The organism is Streptosporangium sp. NPDC000563, assembly GCF_040299985.1.
Lineage (GTDB): Bacteria > Actinomycetota > Actinomycetes > Streptosporangiales > Streptosporangiaceae > Streptosporangium.
In genome coordinates, this window is record NZ_JBEPDA010000001.1 from 322094 (window position 1) to 338366 (window position 16273).

The following is a 16273-nucleotide window of genomic DNA, read 5'->3' on the forward strand; positions in this document are numbered from 1 at the left end:
GCAGCACCCCGCCGGCCCGGAAGACCTCGGGGCCCCAGACCACACCAGGAGGGAGCGCATCGTGTTCGCGTTTAGTGACGCGTTCCTGGCGGTCGCCGCCGGGTGGCCGTGTTGTTTCTCCTCGTCTTGGCGTGGACAGCCCAGCAGGCTCACAACGTGCGGCCGTCCACGTACTCCGGCGCGGGCCCGTGCCCCTACCCAGCACCCATGCTGCCCCGCGCCGCCTACGACGCCGACGGGCGCGGGCACGAGCAAACCAGCCGAGGCCGGGCCTACCGCGACGTCATCCAGATGTACGCCGCCTGGTGCGCAAGCACCACCTTGACCACACCAGCCGCGGCGAATGGTACGAGGCCGACCCGTACGTGAACCAGGCGGAAGCGGGCTGACTATGCCCCTGCCCGGCTGACGTGGGCACCCCACGTCAGGAACCCGAAACAGGACAAGGAGTAGAGACATGAGCACTCTGACCCCGGAGGAGACGGTCACGGTCGACACGGGAGAGACGTTCGACCCGTTCGCCCTCAACATCGAATTCATCGAGAACACCCCGGCGGCCGACACGGTGCTGATGTGCAGCACCGGCGACAACTGCGGAACCTCCTGCCCGAGCGCCTGCACGACCTCGTAGTCCGCGGGGCGCGAGTTCATACGGGCCCGCGCCCCCCTTTTCCCCAGAACGGAGCGTGAGTGATGACGCGGTCGCGGCGGACCCTGTACCGGTGCACGGGCGCCGGGATGCTGCGCGCGGCGGTGAACCTTTCCGCCCCCGCCTTGCCGCAGTGGCCGGGGCCCGCCGCGTCCCCCGAGCAGTGGCGTTCCTGGCTCGGCCCGATCTGGGCCGATGACACGTTCCGGCGCGCGGTCTCTAGTGCCAGCCTGGACCTGGCCCGCCAGGTGGAGGCAGTCCTGGACGGGCGGTTGTCGAACGCTCGCCGGGCGCGTCGCGCCGCGCTCGCGGTCGCCCGGTACGCCATCAGGTATGAGCACCGGTCCACGCCGTTCGGCCTGTTCGCCGGCGTCTGCCTGGTCGACTTCGGCGAGACATCCGCCGTGCTTGTCGGGGATGAGCATGAGATCGTTACCCGAGCCGCCCCCCGGGCGCTGGACAAGGTGATCAGCGCCCAGGAAGCCGACAGCGTGTCGATGGCGGCCGTCGAGGTGTGCGTCAACAACCTGGTGTATGTGCGCGGCGGCCGCGTCTTCGTGCCGTCCGAGGGCGCGTCGGAGTTCTCCCTCGCACTGACGCCCGCGCTGACGCTCGTTTTCCAAGCGGCCACATCGCCCATCCGGTATGCGGCGCTCGCGGGCAAACTCGCCGCAGAGTTCCCGCAGATGGAGGAACACCGCCAGGCGGCGTTCCTCGCGGAGCTGCTGCGGCTTCGGCTGCTGCTGTCGGCGCTGCGTGCCCCCGCCACGGTCATTGACCCGGCAGCCGTCCTGCCTGCCGTCGCCTTGGACGCCCGCGATCGGGACGCGTGCGTGGACCTACGGCTGGACGCCAAGGTTCGACTACCGGAGACAGTCGCGGTCGAGATGGAAACCGTAGCAACGGTACTGGCCAGGCTCACAGCCAACCCAATCGGCACCCGGGCGTGGCGGAGCTACACCGAGCAGTTCGCCGCCCGATGGGGCGAAGACGCCGAGGTCGGCCTGGAGCAGCTCGTTGACCCAGACAACGGGTTAGGCCTGCCTGACGGGTTCGGCTCGGTGTCCGAGCCGCCACGACCGATGTCGCGGCGCGACCGGCTGCTGTTGGATCTCGCAGGGACCGCCGCCGTCGAACGCCACCGGACGGTGATCCTGTCCGAGCCGCTCATCGAGGAGTTGGAGGCGGCCGCAGGCGAACCCACCGCCCTTGCCCCGCACTTCGAGGTGTGCGCACAGGTCCAAGCCCGTTCCCTCCCAGCGCTTGACCGAGGCGACTTCCGCGTCCGCGTTCACACCGCCTCCAGGGCGGCAGGCACGATGACGGGACGATTCGGGCACCTGTTCCCGCAGGCCGCCGAGCAAGTGGCCCTTCCCACGGTTGACCCTGTGGCGGAACTGGCTCAGTTGTCGTTCCATCCCTCCCGCGTCGAGGCCGACCTGCTCACGCGCACCCCGCAAGTCCTGCCGAAGCTGGTCAGCGTCGGAGAGCACCGGGGCAGCGACGCCATGGTGTTCGTTCCCTCTGATCTGGTCGTGGGTCTGCGCGGTAGCCACCTCTACCTCGCGGTGGCCGCCACCGGGGAGCGCCTAGAGCTGCTCGCGCCGACCGCGCTCAACTTCATGTGGAACAACTTCACCCCGCCGCTGGCCCGGTTCCTGGCCGAGATCAGCCGTGCCGCGACTCCGCAGGTGACCTGGTTCGACTGGGGTGCGGCGTGGACGCTGCCGTTCACGCCGGGGCTGCACTATCGGCGCAGCATCGTCGTTGCCGCCCGCTGGCAGCTTCGGGCCCGCGCCCTGCCCGGCCGTGCGGCATCCCTGGAGGAATGGGCCGCGCAGCTGCACGCCTGGCGCGGCCGAGCGGGTGTGCCGGAGCGTGTGCTCCTGGCCATGGACGACCAACGCCTACTGCTGGACCTCACCGGGGAGATGGACCTGGACGTGCTCCGTACGCACCTGCGCGGCTCCCCCATCGCGGTGCTCTACGAGGCGCCGCCGCCGGACATGAATGGATGGATCGGCGGGCGGGCCCACAGCATCGTCGTCGCGGTCAAGGCGGGCCGATGAGCCCGCCCACGACGCAGGCCCTGGCCGAGGGCGCGCTGGGGATAGCGTTGCTGCACATCGAGCGCGGCAACCTTGCCGCAGCCCGGCCCCTGCTGACCGAGGCGGTCACCGGTGGCGTCAGCACCGGCTCCAACGCCTCTCTGTTCCACGGCGCCCCGGCCCTGGAGTTCGTGCTTGGCCGTGCCGGGCGCGCCGACCAGACCATTCAGACAGCCGTCGACCGGGTCGTGGCCGCCCGGCTCGCCGCGGCCCGCTGCCGACGAAAGGCAACCCGGCTCCCGGCACTGGCAGAGTTCGATCTCATCCGGGGGCTCACCGGGCTGGGGGTGGTGCTGCTTGCCCGAGCAGGCTCGCCGCCGCTGCTGCAGGAGGTGCTGGCCTACCTGGTGACGCTGGCAGTCCCGGCCGAAGCCGATGCCCAGATCCTGCCTGGGTGGTGGTCGCCGGACAGCCCCACGCATGAGGAGATCACCGGTGGCCACGCGAACAACGGTGTGGCCCACGGCATCGCCGGCCCGTTGGCGCTGCTGTCTCTCGCCGCCCGCCGCGGCGTCCTGGTGGAAGGCCAGATAGGCGCCATCAAGACGTTCACGGCCTGGCTGGAGAAGTTCGGCTCCTTCTATTGGATCACCCTGGACCCGCTCGCCGCTGAGGCGTTGCAGGCGCCGCCCCTGCGCCCTTCCTGGTGCTACGGGGACCTTGGTATCGCCCGCACGCTGCAACTGGCAGCCTGCGCGCTCGGCGACGACGCCCGCAGGCAGAAGGCCGAAGAACTCGCCATCGCCGCCCTCACCGATCCGGCCCGGCTGAGCCGGGTCACCGATGCGTCCCTCTGCCACGGCTGGGCCGGGCTGCTGACCGTCACGACCGCCCTCGCCGCCGACAGCCGTACCCCCGACCGGTTCGCCGAGCCCATCCGGCGGACCCGCCAGAGGTTGGAAGCGGGGATCCCCGCACTGTCCAAGCCCGGGTTCATGGAAGGCCGAGCCGGAGCCGTCATGGCGCTGAAGGGCTCCAACGTGACCGGCTGGACCCGCGCCCTGTTGATCAACTGACCCGCCACCACAACCGAGTAGGAGCGTACCGAGGACATGGAATGGAACGACGAGAACCTACCGTTGCCCGACGAACCGAAGTGGTGGCACGCCACCATCCGCTTTCCCGGCGATGCCGGAGCGACCCCGAAGGCTGCGACCGCACTCGCGGCCGCGCTGTCCGGCTGGCGTTTCCACTTCCTGCGCAAGGAAGGCAATCTCCGGCTGCGCACCGAGAGGTCCGCTGCCGACCTGCTCGATCAGCTCGTCGCCGACGAGGTCGCGGCCGGTTGGGTTGGCGGCATCTACGAACCGGAGATCGAAACCTTCGGCGGCGAGCAGGGTATGGCCATCGCCCACGAGGTGTGGTGCGCCGACAGCCCCGCCGCCTTGGCCGAGACCGGCAGCCCGTACGCCCGCGAGCGGTGCATCCTGCTGCTCTCCGCCATGAATCGCGCGGCGGGCCTCGACCCGTTCGAGATCAGCGACGTGTGGGCGACATTCGGTAACCTCCGCCCGGTAATCGACCCACCGCAGGTGGCCCACCAGGCGTCTGCGATCACTGCCATGCGGCGCCTCATGAACGCCGACGCCGCCAAGCGGGACACCACCGAACCCGGCTGGCCTGACCGCGTCGCCGCGTTCGAGGACGCCGGCCGCCGCCTGGCCCGGCTCGCGACCGGTGGGCAACTTCGGCGGGGACTGCGCGCGGTCCTCGCCCACCATGCGATCTTCGCTTTCAACCGCGCGGCCACACCCGTGGCCGAGCAGGCTGCCGCAGCCTGGCTGGGTTGGAACGTCGCCTTCGGAGACGGCACCCCAGCCACCGTGTCCAGCAGTCAGTCCGCACCCGTAACCCTTGTTTCCAAGAGGATGGAGAGCACCATCACCACGACCGACCCAACCGAGCTGCGCAAAACCATGGTGGACAAGCTCACCGGCTCCGGCCACCTGCGCACCCCTGAGATCATCGACGCCTTCCGGAATATCGAGCGCCACCGGTTCATCCCTGACGTCGAGGTCGTCGCCGCCTACGTCGATGACGCCGTGTCGGTGAAGAACGATCGAGACGGCGAGATGATCTCCTGCATCTCCGCGCCGTCGATCGTCGCCACCCAACTGGAGCAACTGGGCGCAGAGCCCGGCCACAAGGTCCTGGAGGCCGGGGCGGCCACCGGCTACAACGCCGCCCTCCTCGGGCGGCTCGTCGCCCCCGGTGGCCGCGTGTGGACGGTGGACGTCGACACTGACCTCGTCAATACCGCAGCGAAGCATCTGGCCGCTGCCGACGCGTCGAACGTGACCGCGCTGCTGGCCGATGGCGCGGCCGGTCTGCCCGAGCATGCCCCGTTCGATCGGATCCAGTTCACCGTGGGCGCCGGTGACATCCCCCTTCCCGTCCTGAATCAACTGGCCCTGGACGGCCGCCTCGTCATCCCGATGCGGATCCGCGGCAGTATCTCCCGCTCCTTCGCCTTCGAGCGCGACGGCGACAGCGAGACCTGGAAGACCGTCTCCTGCGAGATGGCCACGTTCGTCCCGCTGCGCAAAGGCGTATGTGACGACGTCCGTACCGTGGTCCCCATGGCCGGGGAGGGCAATGTCCGGCTGGAAACCTACAGTGAGCAGCTCGTGGACCGGGAGGCGATGCGGACCGTCCTGGACGAGCCCTCCCACCAGGTCTACACGGGCGTGAAGCTCCGGCAGGGTTCACCCTGGGAGTGGGTCTATCTGTGGTTGGCGTGCGTCCTGCCCAACGGCCTGTCTCGGGTACCTGGCCGGCGGCCCGGGTTCACCCCGCATTTCGGGTGGGGTTCGATGGCGGCGCTCGACGGCGACAGCCTGGCCTATCTGACCGTCCGCGAGGGTGAAGACACCGTGGGCCGGTTCTGGGAGATCGGCGTCATCGGTCACGGCCCGCGCGCCGCCTCCCTCGCCGAGCAGGTCGCCTCCGCGATCCAGGAATGGGACCGTGACTACGGCAACGACGCCCCGGCCCCCGGCTTCCGCATGGCCACAGCCGCCAACCGCGACCTGCTGAAGGCCGCTGACTCACGCTTCGTCATCGACAAGACCAACAGCCGACTCGTCATCGACTGGCCGTAGGAAGGGGAGCAGCGTGATGAACCCTGCGATCGCCGCCCGTATCCCGCTGGTCTGCCGACCCAAACCCCCCGGGCTTCCACTGGACAAGCGCATTGCAGAGCTCACCGCGCTAACCACCGAAACACCCGGCGCGGACCACTCCAAGCGGGTGGCCCGCGCCTGCGGTGTCCTCAACTTCTCCGCGCTCATCGCCTCCGACAGCGGCATGCCCGACCTCGCAGCCGAACTGTGCTGGCGGCAGCACAAGATCTTCGCCGAAGCCGAGAGCCTGGACCAGGACATCGCCGTGATGTCGCTGATGCCGCTGGTGAACATCGCCCGACTCCTGATCCGCGAAGGTGAAGGTAGCGCTGCCTTCGCGGTGCTGCAGCAGTTGTACCGGGCCGCCGAGCAACGCGGCGCCACCGTCATCCGCGATCACGCCGTCGACCTGTCGCCGTTGATCCGGACCGTCGCAAACCATCGCACGATCTGTACGGAGCTATGGGTCGCCCTGCTGATCGACGGCGCCAGAGCCCTCGCGAGCGTCGGCCGTTGGACCGAGGCGGCCGAATCCATGGCCGCGCACCGCGGCGTCGGTCAGCGGCTTCTCGACGGCCGCCAGCTCACGATCATGTCGCTGATGGAACAGGGCCTCCCGCAGCAGGCCGCCACCATGATCGACTCCAGTGTTCCCACAGAGCCCTGGGAGAACGCCGTCGCCGCCATCCTGCGTATCTACTGCCGTCCTCCGACCACGTCGACACCACAGGACGAACTGGACCATGCGGGGCGGGAAACTCTCGCGCTGATCATCGACCCCGACCCGATGACCGCAGCGTTCCGGACCCGGCTCGCCCTGACCGTGCTCGACCTGACCGCCGACCGAGCCACGGCATATGACTCCGACCTGCGGTCCGCTGTCGTCGGCGTGGCCTGCTCGGACGCCTACGCTGCCCGAGAGGTCATGGGGCACCACGGGATGCGCTCCCGCATGACCCCGCAGCAGGAACAGGAAGTCGCCGGCATGCTCACCGCCTCGGGGTTCGGCGCCGGGCACCTCCCAGCAGCCCACCTGGATGCCCTCACTGCCGCAGTCCGTCACGGCGAGGACAGCCTGCGTGCCCTGCTTGCCGAGCTACACGGAGCGGCCTGAGCCGACCTATGATCGCTACTCCGGCCGTGGTTGCAAACCCCGCACTCCAATCACGGCAACCGCCCGGCGCAGGCCCGAACCGGGTTTCGGTCGTACAGCCGCCGAACCTCTCCCGCCGTGAATCGCTCCGATTCTGATGGAGGCTCTGGTGTGTCTCGAGTCCGGTGGAGTCGCGTTTCTGGCACACGACACCAATTTCCTGTTGACCTCCGCCCCGGACATCAGGGCCGTAGGGTTCCTGTTCCTTCGGTTCTACAGAGGCGAACGTGCTGGGATTACCGGGAGCAGACCCAGAGACCTCAGTATGCGTCCGGTATCGGCTCCGTCAATGATCATATAGAAACGGGGGTGCCGGACATCGTGAGCGTAGGCGTCCATCATGCCAACCACGCTCGGCTTGATCTGATGACAGTGCTGCAGAACGAATAGCTCCGCGGGCTCGGTGAACAGCCGGTCGATTTGGTCACCGTTCTTGCCGAGGGCCTTGACGTCCATCACGCGAGGGAAGCCCGGCCCCTTGAACAACCACGCAGCCGACATTTGGCGCCCGCGGGCGAACACTCGTGACGTATAGAGGTCGGAACGCTCGCCACCCCAGTCCTTCGGAACGTACGACTCGCCGACCAGCCCGGCAAAGGCACGTTTCACTGTGTCCTCCGGCACACGGAGGACCGCTTCGCTTTCGGCCTCAGTGAGGGGAGAGGTGAAGTCGATCCCGCTGAACTGGCTGATATCGCTGGGGTAAACCCGAGCTCCCGGCGCTGGGCCGGCGGCAAGGTCGTCATCGACGAATGATCTAGTTCCGATGAAGACCGGCCTGAGCTCGATTCGCTCTGCGCCTAGATTGGTGACCGTCCCGATCAGGTAGACCTGCCTGTTCCCGCTGAGGCTACCGGGCGCGGAGGAACTGGCGATTCTTGCCGCGTTGAATGTCCCGGTGACGCGCACTGGGTCGCCCGCGTCGAGCACTGCTGTGAAGCTCGCGGGCTTGAAGCCTGGGGCGTCGCGGTCCCGGTCTCGCTGGAACGCAAACTCCAGCTCGGTGCCGACGACTTGCCCCACGCGTAGGTCCCGCTCCAGTACACGCCTCGCCAGTTCGCCGACTCCCAGCGAGGAGAGCGCCTCGGCGAGTTCTGCAGCGAGCACGTAGGGCAGCGCTGCCTCAGGATCGTTCCTGCGGGCCGCCCTCGCCCGTGCGGACTCCGTTCGCTGTTTTCCGAGGAGGGACTGAACCTGGTCCTGGTGCAGGAAGTATGGCTCGAGCGCAATGCGCACCATCGACAACATGATCCTTTCAGCTGAGGTAAACCAGAATTTTCTGTGCCTGGCAGTGCTGGGACGGCGAGGAAACGGTCACAGGACGTCCTTGAGCAGGCGGAGGAATTCGTCCACGTCTTGTGGCCGGTCGGTTGGCCTGTGGCGGGTAGCCTCCGTTACTGCGGCTACCCATGGCCCCCTGGCGGGCAGCAATGGGAGATTCTGCTCCGGTCGTTCCCCGGTCAGGATGGCTGCGATGAGCCGCCCGATGCTGTAGACGTCGGCAGCGGCCGTGACGTTGTGGGGGTTTCCGGACGACAGCTCCGGTGCGGCGAATCCCTCGGAGCCGAAGCCGGTGCCGGTCCGAGTACGGCGCGGAATGCTAGTTTCCCCTCGGGGCTGTCTGCCGAGCCCCCAGTCCGCTACGACCCACTTGCCGTTGAGAAGCAGGACATTGGCTGGCTTAATATCTCGGTGGATCCTGCCGTCGGTGTGTGGGCGACGCAGTCCTTCGCAGACCGCTATGACGAGCTCCCGGAGGGCTCCTGTTTCCCGCTGTAGGCGTTCCACATGGCTGGCGGCACTGCCGTTCGCGAGCGGCATGACGAACCATCGCCCGTCTGGGTCGGAATCCAGGACCGGCATGACGTTTGGGTGCTCTCCGTAGAGGTGCCCGATGAAGATCTCGCGGCGCATGCGGTGTAGGGCGTCTTCATCGCTGAAGCGGAGTTGCTTCAGCGCAATGGGGATGCGGGTGTGTTTGTGCATACCGCTGTAGACCGCACCCTGACCACCTTCGGCGAGCGGCTCGTGGTCCCTGTTGTAGTCCGCCTTCGTTCCGCGCTTGAGCCAGTGCACAGCGGCCCACGGCGCGGCCCCGCCTGTGTCGGTCGTGGCGTCGTCAGTAGGGAAGGCGCGGGCTGCCTCGATGACGTGGTCACGGTAGGGCCCGTCCCGTTGTGCTCTGAGGATGGCTACCAGTGGTGCGGCGGCGGGATAATTGGCGAGCTCTGCAGCGAGAAGGCATGCCTCGTCGTCCTGAGCGGCCCGGCGAGTGGCGCGCTGGCTGTCTTGCTCTTGCCTGGCCGCCCGCAAGTCAGGATTAGGGATCCAGCCTCGGGGTGGGTGACAGATTGTGCCTGATCGGTAGTCGAGTTCGAGGCCAACGCACCCTGCTCGGGCCAAGGCGAGCGACACGTCATCGGTACGATCACCGAGTCTGGTGGCGATGGTGTTCCATCGGCGAGGCGCGCTGGTGGCCCAGTTCCAATCAGCGTTGTTGACGAGTCCGTCTGGCCGCTTTGGTGGAGTGGGTGGGTACGCGCGCAGGTGTACCCGCCGGACTTTCGGGCGGCCGTAGCGGTCGTGGTCGAAGGTGCCATCAGCGTGTGTTGGCTGTGCATAGGCGCGGAGCCCCTCGGGCACACCGGGGTGGCCGGGCATGGGAAATTCCCCCGTTGGATGAGAAGGTTCGGTCATGCCGCGCCCTCATCAGAGTTACCCTCTTCGGGCTCATCGCCGGCGATGTCGGCGGCAGGGCGGTAGGAAGTCAACCATTCCCGGAGTAATTCGACGCGGGCGCGGTTGCTTTCATCTCCAACGATGACAGGTGCTTCGTTATAGGCCATGCTGTCGGAGCGGCGACGGAGTTTGATGTAGAGCCCAGTTGCCTGAATGGCATAGCGCTCCATGTCATCTTGTAATGCACCGATCACGGTAATGTCGCGATCCTTCCCGATTCGCTCGAACAGCGCGACCGCCTCACGGCGATGCTCCTTGCCGAGGTTGCGGCCGAGTTCGTCGAGGACGAGCAGCAAGGGGCGACTGCCTCCTCCGGCAAGCGCAGCTGCGCACACCAGCTTGACGGCCTTCTCGTCCATTTGGGCGGTGTTGCTGCGAAGGTTGTAGACGGACATCCGTTGTCCCTCAGCACGCCGCCACTTTGGAGTAACGGTCCATCGCCACGGCTGATCAGACTCTGCGGGCGGCTCGGGTTCCGGGTAGTCCAGGCTCGCCCCGTAGCCGCCGTATCCCAGGTCGAGGCGATCGAATTCTTCGCTGACTTTTTTGAGCCTCGCCTTGATCCCCAGAGCAAGCGAAGCCCGGTGCGCACGCGAGGTCTGCTCAGCTTCGCTCAAGCCCTTCCGAGCCACCTCCAAGTCACCGGTGCGTTGTGCACGTTGCTGGGCGATTTGCTGCTGCTCGTAAAGGTCATGCTGTTCGGTCTGGGCCAAGTGGGTACGCAGAGCGCGGATGAGCGCGGGAATCAGTCCGACTCGAGTGTCCAACCCGCCGCGTTGCCAGCCTTGTCCGATGAAAAGTTCCCGGATCTCGGCGGGCATTTCATCGTGCGGTGCGCCCTCGGGGAAGCACCGACGCAGGACCTCATTGACTTGATAGCAGGTCTCCTCGTTCCACCCTGTGGTGGTACGGACCTGCTGCTCGGCGTCCAGGTCCAGTAGAAACCGTTGCGCGGAACGGGGTGAGTCTCCCCAGGCCGCCTCGCGACCCGGCAGGTCCAGAGCCAGCCGGTCATCGATGAGCTTCATCTTGGTCTTGTCCTGCTCAGTCAGCTCACCCTCAAGACGACGTTTGGTGCCACGCAGGTTCTCGATCCGTTCCTCGCGTGCTTTCCTCGTGCCCAGCGCGTCGATATAGGCCAGGTGGGCGGCGTCCAACACGGGCTTCAGCGCATCACGTCGTTCCATTCTCACCCGATTGGCATCTCGCAGCTCGGACATCTTCAGCGCGGTCGCGTCCGCTTCTTCGCCGGCCACGGCCGCTTCGGTACGGGTTGTAGCTCGGAACAGCGTCAATCGGACCCTGGTGAGAAGCTTGTTGGCTTCGGCGAGAAGATCGGCTTTCTCTCGATGTTCAGCGCGGGCAGAGGCGATGCGCGCGGCTCGGCCCGTGAGTGGTTCTGCGAATTCGCCCACCACAATTACCCCGGCGGTCACGTCGATCTCTGCGGGATGGGTGCCCGCCCGGTCGACCATCGCGGTCAAGAATGTGGTGAGGTCGAACCTCCTATCTGCGCTCACAGGCAGGTTGTTGCTGTGGGTGGGCGCGTGCGCACGAGGCGGGTCAGCGATGACCAGCATCGTCGCCCCTGATCGACCCGCTAGCATCTCTTGGGCTCGGTCAACGTACCCACGTAGAACCACGACAGCACCGCGATAGGGTATAAGGCGGGGCTCCCAACTACGCCGCTGGTCAGGGTTGAGCTGGATGACATCCAACAATGCGGCGGCGGGGATATTCTCCTTACGCAACACCTGTAGCTCGTCCGCGGCAATGTCCTCACCGGATTCAGTGGCGGCCAGCAGCGCGCTCGCTCGCTTCTCGGCATCTTCAGCGACTCCCTGTGCACCGAGCGCTTGTTCGACGGCCGTGTGAGCGTCGGCCTCCTCAGCCTGCGCGGTCTCGACGCTACGTCCGTCAGCAGCGCGAGCCTTATCCCGGAGCTCCCGATGTTTCGTGTCCAGGTCTTCCAAATTCCGGACGGCGACTTGATGTTCGGTGTCCAGGCCCTGATCTCGCCCCTTGAGTTCTTCCCAGCGTCCTACGGCTTCGCTGAAGCTCCGGTTGAACTCCTCATCGTCGGTCAGCCTGGCAAGGTCGCCATCCACGGTGGACAATTGTGTCTGCAGTTCTGCAGCACGGATGTCCAACGCGCTGAGCTCGATGCGGATCTCGTCGAAGCGTGCGACCCCGTCAACGAAATGTCGGGCACAGCGGGCTCCCCACGAAACGTTCGCATCGCCCAATAGGCGACGAGCTTCGCCGCGCAGGGCGATGCCAGCCTCAACGACCGCCATTTCGTCTTCCCAGCCCACGAGGTCGCTTACCGCCTTGCGAACTTCGGTGCGATGGGTGTGCTCAGCCGACCTGAGGGCCTGCTCTTGCTCGAGTTCGCGATCCAACCCGGTCAGCGTGGCGATGGCGTCGAAGATCCTTCGTGGGTCCAGGTCGTTGAGAGGTTGGGCCAACAGGTTGGCCGCTGGGCTGGAACGCACCGAGGTCGACAGAAAAGACACACACCGCACGTGTCTGCCGTAGAGGACGGACGCGAGCCGGTTCGCGTGAAAATCGGTGCGTCCGTTGCTGGCCGGGAGTGCGTCCCAGAGCGCGTCGACTCCTGCGGCACGTTCGGACTCGGTCGCCCCGTAGGGGACATAGAGGCTGTCCTGCCAGCGCAGGTGTACGTATGAGGCTTTGCGGTTAATCCGCAGCCACACGGTCAGGGCGCTGGCCGACAGCTCGTCGGCCGTGTCAGCGCGGGGGTCGGCGAACACTCCGATCACGTATCCCCAGTCAACGTTGGACCAGCGGCCTTCTTGTGCGGCAAGTTCGGCGGTGAACAACAACTCCGCGGCCCCGGCAGCGCCACTGGCCAGCCGCCATTGCTCATCGGCGTGCAGCAGGCTCACAGCGGCGATTAGTGAGGACTTCCCGGCGCCGTTGGAGTCCTTCGGGCCTTGGCCCGCGACCGTAACCAGGCCCCGGCTGACCATCGGTATGGGGTGTGTGGACAGCCGGGAGATGTTGACCACTTGGACTCCGACCAACACCCGCTCGCCGACAACGTCGAACGGGCCGGAATCGCCGCCCGCCGCAGACCAGGTTCGGGTTGTGCTCACCGTTCTCCTCGGGGATGTGCGCGGCGTGCTCGTATCGCGGCAGCCAGCGGGCTGTGCGGTGCGGCGGCCAGAATCAGCTCTTGCTGCAACGCGTGACGTGCCATGGGTGTCAGCCGGTGAAGTTGGGGACCGGGCAAGTAGGCAGGCCCGCCCGCAGAACCTTGTCCACGAGTAGGCGCGAGCTGCACGAGTCCAGCGGCGCGCAACCTCTGCAGAGCGGCACGAACGTCGCCCTTTCCTAGCTGTGCGTAGCGAAGCAACTCATCGGCCGGCGTCGGTCGCGCGGAGATCCAGGAGTCGCCGGACAATATTCCCTGGCTGCGGGGAATCGCGACCGAGTGAATCAACACCAGCACGAGCACGGCCCGGTCGATGACCGGGAGGGCGTTCCAACCTTCGGCAGTCAGCTCGGCGGCGATGTCGTCGCGGTACCCCGACGTCCACTGCGCGTCTCCCACCGGTACCAGCGTCCGTCCCACTCGATACAACAGCCGCTGAAGAACCCGGCGTAGGGTGGCATCCCGCAACGCCAGCATCTGCGCCTCGGGCACCGGGTGGGCGCTGTGTTCTACCGCCGCCAATGCAGCCAGGACTTCGTCGCGGTGCTGTTCGCTTAGCTCGGCGAGGATCGGCTCGAATACCGGATTCGCCGCGTTTGCGCTGGTCATCACAGCCCCTCAGCGTCGCTGCGGCTGGTGTCGGCGGAGGAGGGCAACATCCGCCTCAGCTCGCGTAGGGCGCTGAGGTCCGCAGATCCCCACGCCGCGACTCGCGGACCGAGCCGCACCGTCTGGCCGGGCTCGTCCCACAGGAGCCAGGCGGCGCCAGCCAGGCGCCGGAGTGCAGCGAGCAAGGCTCGGTTGGAGGCGGCCTCGTCCCGGTTGGTGATCTCCCCGAACACCGCTGCCACTTCATCCTTAGACGCGCGCGTCCCTGGCCATATCGGTCCGGTCGGTTCCGCCCAGCAGCAGCGCAGGCACGCGACGAGCACGCGCGCGGTGTCGTTGGGTTGTTCGACGGCAAGCACAGGCAGTCCCAACTCTTCCGACACGCTTGGTCTCGCCCCCTCGGGAAGCACGGCCAGCAGCCACACCGCCGTGACATCGGGCTCGACCAGGCGCTGCATTCCCGCTGGGAAGGCGCTGCTCGGTGCTACGCGCTGCGGGCCGGCGGCGCGGACGCGCGCCCACCACAGTGCCGTTTCCGGCTCGTTCACCCCGCGTCTCCCCACACCCGGTCACCGCGCCGGAAGCACCCATGCGATGTCCAGGACGGGCTGGCCGCCACCTCGATCCGTACGCCGTCCCGCCACACGAGTTCGTAGTCGAGGTCAGGGTGGTGATGGATGGCGGTGACCTCAGCGAGCACGCGACGTACGGACATCCAGTCGCCAGCGTCATCCAGCACATCGACAACGCTCACCGAGTTCGAGTGCGCTAGCAGTCGCTCCGCGATGGCCCTGAGTTCCTCCACGTCATCAGCGATACCAGCATCGGCCTCGGGTTCCAGCTCAGTGTCGTCCGAGCGAGGAGGCGGAACCCGCGCCGTGCTGATCTGGCGTCCCGCCTCTACTGCCTCGATCAGCGCTTGTGGTGAGAACCAGGGCGCGGGCGCGTCGAAGACGAACCGGTCGAGCACCGCAGCTAGTGCCTTGGGGCTCGACTCGCGGCCGAAGGTACGCCATGCTTCCACCGGAAGCAGGCCCAACGCGCGAGTGGTGCCTGCTTGCGCGATCAGGCGGCCCGCCGCCGCGTCGATCGCGTCCGCGTAGGCGGCGAGCGCGATCCGGAGTTCCGCGCAGTCGCGATCGAGTTCGGGCCATCTACCCAGCACGACAGCGTGGACGTCCTTGGCCTGGCCAATCAGCGACTCGTTACCCCACAGGAGTTGAGCGTTGTCGCCGAGTGTCTCGGCTGTGCTGCCCGCTGCCAGGATGGCCAGTTCATTACCCAACAACCTGAACACCTTGGTCAACCGGCGCACCGAGGCCGCGCCGTCGGCGGATGTGGCGTTGGTGCTCTTGACGTTCAATTGCTCCAGCGTCAGTAGCTGGTGCAGTTCCGACTGGCCGCCCTGCTCTGCCATACGCCGCAAGAACAGCAGCATCACATAGGGCGCGAACGCTGCGCGATGGTAGCGCTCATTCGGCCGGTCAACGACTTTGTTGATCGCGCCGTAATCACGTAGAACCTCGAACCGCCGCCCTGCTATCTGAGCGCCCCATTGTCGGCAGGCGGCGACCGCCTGTTCCGCGGTCAGCCCCTCGCTGCCCGCCTCGGCGAAGGCTTCCAAGATTGCTTCATCAACATCGATCGTGGTCGAATCCACGATCATCGCCCCGGCCTCGCGAGCGAGCACCGCGAAGATCTGGCGGTAGACCCGCAGCACCGCTGCCTCACTGGCGAGATCGTCCAAGGTCAGCTCTGGCGGGTCGGTCAACGCGATCGCTCCTGTCTCCGGCCGTGCACGGACCCCATTGCGCTCGGCGCCGACGCGGAGCGCGGCGTCCAAGTTTAGGCACAAACAAGATGTCTCGCGATGGACTGTAGGCAGGTTGATTAGGACAGTTTCATGTGGGCTCTGTCCCACGTTTCGTGATCGAGACGAGTACCGCTCCAGAATCCACCGTGTGTTACCTGGCGTGGTCGTTCACCAAAGCGATTAGCTTAGGATGATCGTTTCGCCTCGCCCCGCTTCAAAACTCGCACACACGGTCTGGGCTGGTGCTCATTTGGGGCACTGCACGACTCAAGGGTGGTCGTTGATCGTCCTGCGGATAATCTCCACCGCTGTATCCGGCCTCCAATTGGTGTGGCAAATAGAGCCAAAATGCATCGAACGGGTATAAATTGGATGCTTAAGGCCGCGCCACGGGCGTCGAGGGCCCGGGAACTCCGAAGCGGCGGTAGCACGACGACCCGTCTGGATTCCGCGTCAGGCTGCACCTCTTCGGCCCCGACCACTACGACCGGCCCCACAACCACCGCTGGACCTACTCCGCCCACCCGCTGTCCGGCACCGAAGACGGCTTCGACGACACCACCGACGTCGCCGCCTTCCAATCCCTAATGGTCCGCACCAAACAGCCCGGCCCCGGCTACACCCTGCACCACAGCATGGTGCACGCCGCCATCGCCCAACCCCACACCGTCTCCCTCATTGTGCGAGAACCAGCCGTCAAGGACCGCTTCCTCGTAACCAACCGAACCACCGGCCAGGTCTGGTGACAGTACGGAGCCGCCGAGTCAGTGGCCGAGGCCGCCGCCAACCGAATGGCACCCGCCCAGATCTCCGACTGCGTAGCTCGATTGGAAAAGCTCGTGCTCATTTGACCCGCCTCGTAATAGGCTCAGCTTCTGCGACAGGCTTGATGTTGACCGGCC

Annotated in this window: 12 protein-coding genes; 6 read left to right on the top strand and 6 right to left on the bottom strand. The window is 66.7% G+C overall.

Annotation, left to right across the window (positions count from 1 at the left end; genetic code table 11):
* Nucleotides 1-457: 457 nt before the first annotated feature.
* From ABT352_RS01495 to ABT352_RS01515, 5 genes are all read left to right on the top strand, one after another.
* Nucleotides 458-631, top strand: coding sequence for an FxLD family lanthipeptide (locus ABT352_RS01495; protein WP_350941631.1), 174 nt, complete (start codon nucleotides 458-460; stop codon nucleotides 629-631).
* 62 nt (nucleotides 632-693) lie between these two features.
* Nucleotides 694-2718: a lantibiotic dehydratase family protein gene (locus ABT352_RS01500; RefSeq protein WP_350941632.1), complete on the top strand. Its 2025-nt coding sequence runs from the start codon at nucleotides 694-696 to the stop codon at nucleotides 2716-2718.
* A complete protein-coding gene (locus ABT352_RS01505; protein WP_350941633.1) occupies nucleotides 2715-3773 on the top strand; it encodes a lanthionine synthetase C family protein in 1059 nt (352 codons plus the stop codon). Before ABT352_RS01500 ends, ABT352_RS01505 begins: the two co-directional genes overlap by 4 nt.
* 36 nt (nucleotides 3774-3809) lie before the next feature.
* Nucleotides 3810-5858 (top strand): methyltransferase, FxLD system, encoded by a 2049-nt coding sequence (gene fxlM, locus ABT352_RS01510; protein ID WP_350941634.1) that lies wholly within the window; start codon nucleotides 3810-3812, stop codon nucleotides 5856-5858.
* Between the two features lie 16 nt (nucleotides 5859-5874).
* Complete coding sequence (locus ABT352_RS01515) at nucleotides 5875-6993, top strand: hypothetical protein (protein ID WP_350941636.1); 1119 nt, start codon at nucleotides 5875-5877, stop codon at nucleotides 6991-6993.
* 252 nt (nucleotides 6994-7245) lie between these two features.
* On the opposite strand, the gene ABT352_RS01520 is transcribed toward ABT352_RS01515, so the two are convergent.
* The 6 genes from ABT352_RS01520 to ABT352_RS01545 form a co-directional block, all read right to left on the bottom strand.
* Complete coding sequence (locus ABT352_RS01520; protein WP_350941637.1) at nucleotides 7246-8271, bottom strand: hypothetical protein; 1026 nt, start codon at nucleotides 8269-8271, stop codon at nucleotides 7246-7248.
* Nucleotides 8272-8346: 75 nt separating this feature from the next.
* Entirely contained in the window at nucleotides 8347-9345 is a 999-nt protein-coding gene (locus tag ABT352_RS01525; RefSeq protein WP_350941638.1) for a protein kinase domain-containing protein, read from the bottom strand.
* 380 nt (nucleotides 9346-9725) lie between these two features.
* Entirely contained in the window at nucleotides 9726-12890 is a 3165-nt protein-coding gene (locus ABT352_RS01530) for a chromosome partitioning protein ParA (protein WP_350941639.1), read from the bottom strand.
* Complete coding sequence (locus ABT352_RS01535) at nucleotides 12887-13558, bottom strand: hypothetical protein (protein ID WP_350941641.1); 672 nt, start codon at nucleotides 13556-13558, stop codon at nucleotides 12887-12889. Before ABT352_RS01535 ends, ABT352_RS01530 begins: the two co-directional genes overlap by 4 nt.
* Nucleotides 13558-13800 carry a hypothetical protein gene (locus ABT352_RS01540; protein WP_350941643.1) on the bottom strand — a complete coding sequence of 81 codons (243 nt, stop codon included), beginning with the start codon at nucleotides 13798-13800 and terminating at the stop codon, nucleotides 13558-13560. Before ABT352_RS01540 ends, ABT352_RS01535 begins: the two co-directional genes overlap by 1 nt.
* A 302-nt stretch (nucleotides 13801-14102) precedes the next feature.
* Entirely contained in the window at nucleotides 14103-15329 is a 1227-nt protein-coding gene (locus tag ABT352_RS01545; protein ID WP_350941644.1) for a hypothetical protein, read from the bottom strand.
* A 629-nt stretch (nucleotides 15330-15958) separates the two neighbouring features.
* Between ABT352_RS01545 and ABT352_RS01550 the strand changes: the two genes are divergently transcribed.
* The gene (locus tag ABT352_RS01550; protein WP_350941646.1) at nucleotides 15959-16117 is read left to right on the top strand and encodes a hypothetical protein; all 159 of its coding nucleotides are present in this window, start codon (nucleotides 15959-15961) and stop codon (nucleotides 16115-16117) included.
* The last annotated feature ends 156 nt before the right edge of the window (nucleotides 16118-16273 follow it).

Coding starts and splice junctions, on each gene's coding strand:
- ABT352_RS01500 (WP_350941632.1), top strand. CDS start 694: ATGACGCGGTCGCGGCGGACCCTGTACCGGTGCACGGGCGCCGGGATG.
- ABT352_RS01520 (WP_350941637.1), bottom strand. CDS start 8,271: ATGGTGCGCATTGCGCTCGAGCCATACTTCCTGCACCAGGACCAGGTT.
- ABT352_RS01515 (WP_350941636.1), top strand. CDS start 5,875: ATGAACCCTGCGATCGCCGCCCGTATCCCGCTGGTCTGCCGACCCAAA.
- ABT352_RS01505 (WP_350941633.1), top strand. CDS start 2,715: ATGAGCCCGCCCACGACGCAGGCCCTGGCCGAGGGCGCGCTGGGGATA.
- ABT352_RS01535 (WP_350941641.1), bottom strand. CDS start 13,558: ATGACCAGCGCAAACGCGGCGAATCCGGTATTCGAGCCGATCCTCGCC.
- ABT352_RS01550 (WP_350941646.1), top strand. CDS start 15,959: ATGGTCCGCACCAAACAGCCCGGCCCCGGCTACACCCTGCACCACAGC.
- ABT352_RS01495 (WP_350941631.1), top strand. CDS start 458: ATGAGCACTCTGACCCCGGAGGAGACGGTCACGGTCGACACGGGAGAG.
- fxlM (WP_350941634.1), top strand. CDS start 3,810: ATGGAATGGAACGACGAGAACCTACCGTTGCCCGACGAACCGAAGTGG.